Raw genomic sequence first — 6,237 nt, forward strand, 5'->3', positions numbered from 1 at the left:
TGCTCGGCGCCGGGCTGAGGGATGGGATCGCTCACGGAGACCTCGGGGGGAGCGGAGGTGACGGCTGGCGCGGGAGGCACGCCGGTGCTTGCCCCGGACGGGGCGGACGGGACGTCCTGCTTCGCAGCATTCCGCGTACCCGGCGCGATTCACCGGCGCCGGTCGAACGGCCGGTAGATGCGACGGCGTCACCTCATCGCCACGCCACCCCATCAACAAAATCCTCACGCGGAGACACGGAGAACTGCCGGAGAGCGAGCTGTTCTCCGCGTCCTCCGCGTCTCCGCGTGAGCCCTGCTTTTCGCTGTCGATGGCGGCTGCGCAACCCCCAGCGGCTACGCGGGTTGGACGATGAGCTTGCCGCGGAGCATGCGCATGCCGCAGGTGAAGGCGAACTCGCCCGCCTCCTTCGGGGTGAACTCTACCGCCGTCGTCTGGAAGGCCGGCAGGTCGCGGGCGATGCCGAAGTCCGCGAACACCACCTGGTCGCTGCACGACGCGCTCTCCTCGCGGTGGAAGCGCAGGCGCACCGGGCGGCCGGCGCGCACGACCACCGTGTCCGGCGAGTAGCCGCCCTTCACCGTCACGTCCACCTCCTGCACCCCGCCCGCCGTCTCCGTCGCGGCCACACCCTCCCGCGCGCCGAAGAAGTACCACAGCACCGCGGCGATGGCGGCGATGCCGCCCACGAGCACCACGATCTCGGCCGTGTCCACGTCAGCCTCCTCGCGCGGGGGTGAAGCCGCGCAGGCGCAGCGAGTTGGCGACCACGCTCACGCTGGAGAGCGACATCGCCGCGCCCGCCAGCACCGGCGACAGCAGCCAGCCCGTCAACGGATACAGCAGCCCGGCCGCGACGGGGATGCCCACCACGTTGTAGATGAAGGCCCAGAACAGGTTCTGGCGCACCGTGCGGATCGTCGCGCGAGACAGCCCGATGGCCGCGGGCACGCCGCGCAGGTCGCCCCGCAGCAGCGTCACGTCCGACGCCTCGATCGCCACGTCGGTCCCGGTGCCGATGGCGATGCCCACGTGCGCCTGCGCCAGGGCCGGGGCGTCGTTGATGCCGTCGCCCACCATGCCCACGATGCGCCCCTCATCCTGGAGACGCTTCACCTCGGCCGCCTTCGCGTCCGGCAGCACCTCGGCCAGCACGCGGGAGATGCCCACGCGGCGAGCCACCGCATCGGCCGTGGCGCGGGCGTCGCCGGTCATCATCACCACCTCGATGCCCATCGCCCGCAGCGCCGCGACCGCTTCGGCCGCCTCGGGCTTCACCGCGTCCGCCACGCCAAGGATGCCGGCGAGCGCGCCGTCCACCGCCGCGGCGACGGCCGTCTTCCCGCCGGCCGCGAGGGCTGCGAGGCGCGCGGCCCAGTCCGGATCCACCACCACGCCGTTGTCGCGCATCAGCTTCGCGCTGCCGACGAGAAGCCGCCGTCCATTCACCGTGGCTTCCACGCCGTGCCCGGCCTGCGCCAGGAAGCCCGTCGCGCGCGGCACCTCCAGCCCCCGCGCCTCCGTCCCGCGCACCACCGCCTCGCCGACGGGGTGCTCGCTGCCGCGCTCGGCGCCCGCGGCCAGCGCCAGCAGCGCATCTTCCGTCCAGCCCGGCGCCGTCACCACGTCCGTCAGCTCGGGCCGGCCCCGCGTGAGCGTGCCCGTCTTGTCGAGCACAACGGTGTCCAGCTTGTGCGCCGTCTCCAGGCTCTCGCCGCCCTTCACCAGGATGCCGCTCTCCGCGCCGCGCCCCGTAGCCACCATGATCGCGGTGGGCGTCGCCAGGCCCAGCGCGCACGGGCAGGCGATGACGAGCACGGAGACGAAGTTGACCAGCGCCAGCGTGAACCGCGTCTCCGGCGGCCCCAGGATGAACCACGCCACGAAGGTCGCGATGGCGATGCAGATCACCACGGGGGTGAAGATGCCGCTCACCACGTCCGCCAGCCGGGCGATGGGCGGGCGCGATCCCTGCGCGTCCTGCACCAGCTTCACGATCTGCTGCAACGCCGTGTCGCGCCCCACCTTGGTCGCGCGGAAGCGGAACGAGCCCGTGCGGTTGAGCGTCGCGCCGAACACCTCGTCGCCCTCGCTCTTCTCCACCGGCACGCTCTCGCCCGTGAGCATCGACTCGTCCACGGCAGACGCGCCCTCCACCACCACGCCGTCCACGGGGATCTTCTCGCCGGGGCGCACGACCACCACGTCGCCGGCGCGCACCTCCTCCACCGGCACGTCGGTCTCCGCGCCGGCGCGCACCACGCGCGCGGTCCGCGGCTGCAAGCCCACCAGCCGGCGGATTGCGTCGCCCGTGCGGCCCTTGGCGCGCGACTCCAGCATGCGGCCCAGCAGGATGAGCGTGACGACCATCGCCGCCGCCTCGAAGTAGACGGGCACCGCCGCGTGCCCGCCCATCCCCACCATCGCCCCGTGCGCCGCCGCGGGGGCGAAGAAGCCGGGCGCGACCGTCGCCGCCAGCGAGTACAGGTACGCCGCGCCGGTGCCGACGGCGATGAGCGTGTTCATGTCCGCCGCGCGGTGGCGGAAGGCCGCCCAGGCGCCGCGGTAGAACTGCGCGCCGCAGAACAGCACCACGGGCGTGGTGAGCGCAAGCTGCAGCCACGTGGCGCCCGCGAAGTCCAGCGCCTGCACCCGCCCGTGCGACATCGCGATCACGAGCACCGGCAGCGACAGCAGCGCGGCGACGACGAAGCGAAGCCGCAGCCCACGGTACTCCGCCTCGCGCGCCTCCTGCTCGAAGTCGCCCGCCGCGCCCTCGCCCGCGGGCACCTGGCTCACATGGTAGCCCAGCTCCTCCACCGCCGCGCGGACGTCCGCCGCGTCGGTCGCGCCGGGCAGGTATTCGACGCGCACCTCCATGGTGGCGAGGTTGAACGAGGCGTCCAGCACGCCCTTCTTCCCGCGCAGGTGCTTCTCCAGCGGCTGCGGCGAGCCGGCGGGGCGCGCGGAGTCGTCCACCACCAGCTCCAGGTGCGCGGGGGGCACGGTGCCGTAGCCCGCATCCTCGACCGCGCGGACGAGGTCGTGCACGCCGGTCGCGTCGGGGTCGTACTCCACCGTCGCGCGGCCGGTGGCGAAGTTCACCCCCGCGCGCCGCACCCCGTTCGCCTTGCCCAGCCGCGCCTCCACACGCCGCGCGCACGCCGCGCACGTCATGCCCGTCACGGGCAGGTCCATGCGCTCGTGCTGCTTGCCCGCGGGGGTGACGGCCGGAGCCGCGGCCGCGGGTTTCCGCATCGAAAGCTGCACCATGGGCTTCGGCTGCGGCGCCGGAGCGGACGCAGCGGCTGGCTGGGTCTGGAGATGCGCATCCGCGGACGGTTCGCGGACGTACTTCTCCGGAGCCGCGTCGAAGCGCGCCTTGCAGCCCGCGGAGCAGAAGTGGTACGCCGCGCCGCCGTGCTCGCTCGTCCGCGCGGCGGTGCCCGCATCCACCTCCATCCCGCAGACGGGGTCGATCACCTTCGTGCCCTCCATCTCTGCCTCCTGGCATCTACCGCATACCCCCCACCCCTATGATGAAGGATTGTATCCAGCCTCTCTCGCCACGTCAATGGCTGCGGGGCGGGAGATGCGGAGCCGGGTCATTTCGCCCGGACGGCTGCTCGCATCGTCAGGGGCTGCTTCGGGAGATAGAGCGCGCGTCGTGCTACGGGGAGCTCGGGATTGCTCGCGTGGACCGCGATGACAACACAGGATTCGACAGATGGCCTGACGATGGAAGAGGTCGGCACGCGATGTCGCCGAACGCGCGGCCGGAGCCTTGCAGACGGCGGGGCGAACACGCCGATTAGGGAACCCTTTCCCCGGATGCGGAGCCGTTTCGATGTCGCAAGTTCTGATGGCGGGCCTTCCCGACCGGCTCGCCGCGTGGCTGGCCCAGCGCCTGGACGACGTGGTCGTGCAGGTCACGTACACGGGCGACGACGCGCTGGACCAGCTGGAAGACGGCACGTGGTCGCTGCTCGTGATCGACGCCGGCATCGAGGGGCTGCCCGCCGAGCAGGTCGTCCGCCGGATGCGCGCCAACCGCTCGCTCGCCTCGCTCCCGGTGGTGCTCGTGGCCGGCACCGGCGAGGGCGAGGCGGACGAGGGCGCGCTCCAGCGGATGGTGAGCGAGCTGCGCATCGACCGCATCCTGCTGGCGCCGGTCGATCGCGGCGAGCTGGCCCGCCACGCCGCGACGCTCATCGCCCGCCCCGCCGCTACGGAGCCTGAGTCGCGGGCGCCGTCGATGGCTGCCGCACCGTCCGGCCAGCCACCCACCTCTGCCGCCAACACGGCCGCCGAGGCGGTGTCGCTGAACAGCGCCCTCGCCGCCGTGTGGGAGCGCTCGCTTCCGTCGGTGGTCGCGCGGGTGGACGTGATCGAGAAAGCCGTCACCGCCGCCATGCTGGGCGCCCTCACCGCCGCGGACCGCGAGACGGCCGAGCGCGAGGCGCACCGGCTGGCGGGCGCGCTGGGCACCTTCGGGCTCCAGCAGGGCTCCGTGCTGGCGCGGCAGATCGAGCACGCGCTCTCCGCCACGAGCTCTTTCTCGCGCGACGACGCGAGCCGCCTCTCCGGCATCGCCGCCGCCCTCCGCCGCGAGGTCGTCTCCCGCGGCGGCGCGTCGCCCGAGCGCCCGGCGTCTGCTGAGCCGATGCCTGCATCGACGTCATCGACCGCATCCGCATCTCCCGCGTCCCCATCTCATGTCGCCAGCCCGTCCGCGCCGGCGGGGCAGGCTGCATCTTCCGTCCAGACGGCGGCTTCGGCAGCGGGCGGAGATGCCGGGACGACGCTGCTGGTGATCCACGACGATGCGGCGCTCGTGCGCGCGCTGGAGGCGGAGGGGCGCGGGCGAGGGGTGCGCGTGCGCTCGGCCACGCTCGCGAACGCACGGGGCGCGCTGGCGGCGGAGCGTCCGCACGCGGTGCTGTTCGACCTGACGGGCGAGGAGGAGGGCACCGCCTGGGCGCTGCTGGCCGACGTGGGACGGTCGATGCCCGGCGTGCCCGTGCTGGTCTCGGCCGCGCGGGACTCGCTGCTGGACCGTGTTCGCATCGTGCAGCTCGGCGCGCGCGTATTCCTCCAGGACCCGCTCGTACCCGCCGAGGTGATGGACGCCGTGGCGCGCGTGGCCCCCCGCACCGGCGCCGCGGGCGAGACGCGCGTGCTGGCGGTCGATGACGACCCGTCGATCCTCGCGGCCGTGCGGGCGCTGCTGGAGCCGCAGCGGCTCACCGTGCACACGCTCGACACGCCGCTGCGCTTCTGGAGCACGCTGCGCAGCGTGCAGCCGCACCTGCTGATCCTGGACGTGGACATGCCGCACCTGAACGGCGTCGAGCTGTGCCGCGTGGTGCGGGCGGACCACCGCTGGGCCGCGCTGCCCATCCTCTTCCTCACCGCCCGCACCGACGCGGAGACCATCCTGCGCGTCTTCGCCGCGGGGGCAGACGACTACGTGACCAAGCCCGTGGTGGGCCCGGAGCTGTCCGCCCGCATTCACAACCGCCTGGTCCGCTCCGCCCCGCGTCCGTAGCGCAGGGACAGAAGGCCGACGCTCCGCCTCGGCAGAGGCGCATCGCCCGCGGTGTGACATAAGCTCATGCTGTGATGGCGGATGCGACGAATCGCACCCCTACGGATGCGGGGATCGGCATCTACCGAAAAACCGAACGGGGTCCCGCGTTGCCGCGGGACCCCGTTCGACTGTTGGACCTGCCCGGCCGCTACTGGAAGGCGGTCACGGGGATGGTGAGCGTGACCTGGTCGCCCGGGTAGACGCTCATGTCGTACGACTGCGCCGTGCGCGGGCTGCCGATGGGGTCCACGAAGAAGGCGAGGCGCGCCGCCGTGGTCGCCAGGTAGCTGGGAATGGGGAACACCTGCGTGCTGTGCGCAGGCACCTGCCCCAGCCGCACCCGCTGCGTCTCGCGGACCACGTACACGTTCACGTCCACCCACGCCTGGTTCTCCACCTTCACGGTGGTGCGCTGCTGCGGGTCTTCCTTCATCGAGCCCTTTCCGTGCATGCTGGCACAGGCCGGCACGGCGAGCACGAAGGCGGCGAGCACGAGATATCTCAAGATGCGGAACATGCTTGACTCCGGTTTCTGGTGTTGGGACGGTCCCTCCATGCGTACCCGTCCCGTGCTCGCGAGTTTCCACGTTGCACCTGCACGACGGGCGCCACAAGGCCCCCGGTTGCGAAACACGGCGGCGGGCCCC

Annotated in this window: 4 protein-coding genes; 1 reads left to right on the top strand and 3 read right to left on the bottom strand. The window is 72.8% G+C overall.

The features are described from left to right. Nucleotides 1–335: 335 nt before the first annotated feature. A complete protein-coding gene (locus VFE05_22745) occupies nt 336–716 on the bottom strand; it encodes a cupredoxin domain-containing protein (protein HET6232913.1) in 381 nt (126 codons plus the stop codon). Between the two features lies 1 nt (nt 717). After that, on the bottom strand, nt 718–3,498 hold the full coding sequence (locus VFE05_22750; protein ID HET6232914.1) for a heavy metal translocating P-type ATPase: 2,781 nt from the start codon (nt 3,496–3,498) through the stop codon (nt 718–720). 349 nt (nt 3,499–3,847) lie between these two features. Between VFE05_22750 and VFE05_22755 the strand changes: the two genes are divergently transcribed. Further along, the gene (locus tag VFE05_22755) at nt 3,848–5,548 is read left to right on the top strand and encodes a response regulator (protein ID HET6232915.1); all 1,701 of its coding nucleotides are present in this window, start codon (nt 3,848–3,850) and stop codon (nt 5,546–5,548) included. A gap of 190 nt (nt 5,549–5,738) precedes the next feature. Here the strand turns inward: VFE05_22755 and VFE05_22760 are convergent, their stop codons facing one another. Further along, a complete protein-coding gene (locus VFE05_22760) occupies nt 5,739–6,107 on the bottom strand; it encodes a hypothetical protein (protein HET6232916.1) in 369 nt (122 codons plus the stop codon). Nucleotides 6,108–6,237 lie beyond the last annotated feature (130 nt).

The sequence above is a fragment of the Longimicrobiaceae bacterium genome, from assembly GCA_035696245.1.
Lineage (GTDB): Bacteria > Gemmatimonadota > Gemmatimonadetes > Longimicrobiales > Longimicrobiaceae > DASRQW01.

Bases quoted from the DNA above. Each gene is read 5' to 3' on its own strand.
- VFE05_22760 (HET6232916.1), bottom strand. From the start codon at position 6,107: ATGTTCCGCATCTTGAGATATCTCGTGCTCGCCGCCTTCGTGCTCGCC.
- VFE05_22755 (HET6232915.1), top strand. From the start codon at position 3,848: ATGTCGCAAGTTCTGATGGCGGGCCTTCCCGACCGGCTCGCCGCGTGG.
- VFE05_22750 (HET6232914.1), bottom strand. From the start codon at position 3,498: ATGGAGGGCACGAAGGTGATCGACCCCGTCTGCGGGATGGAGGTGGAT.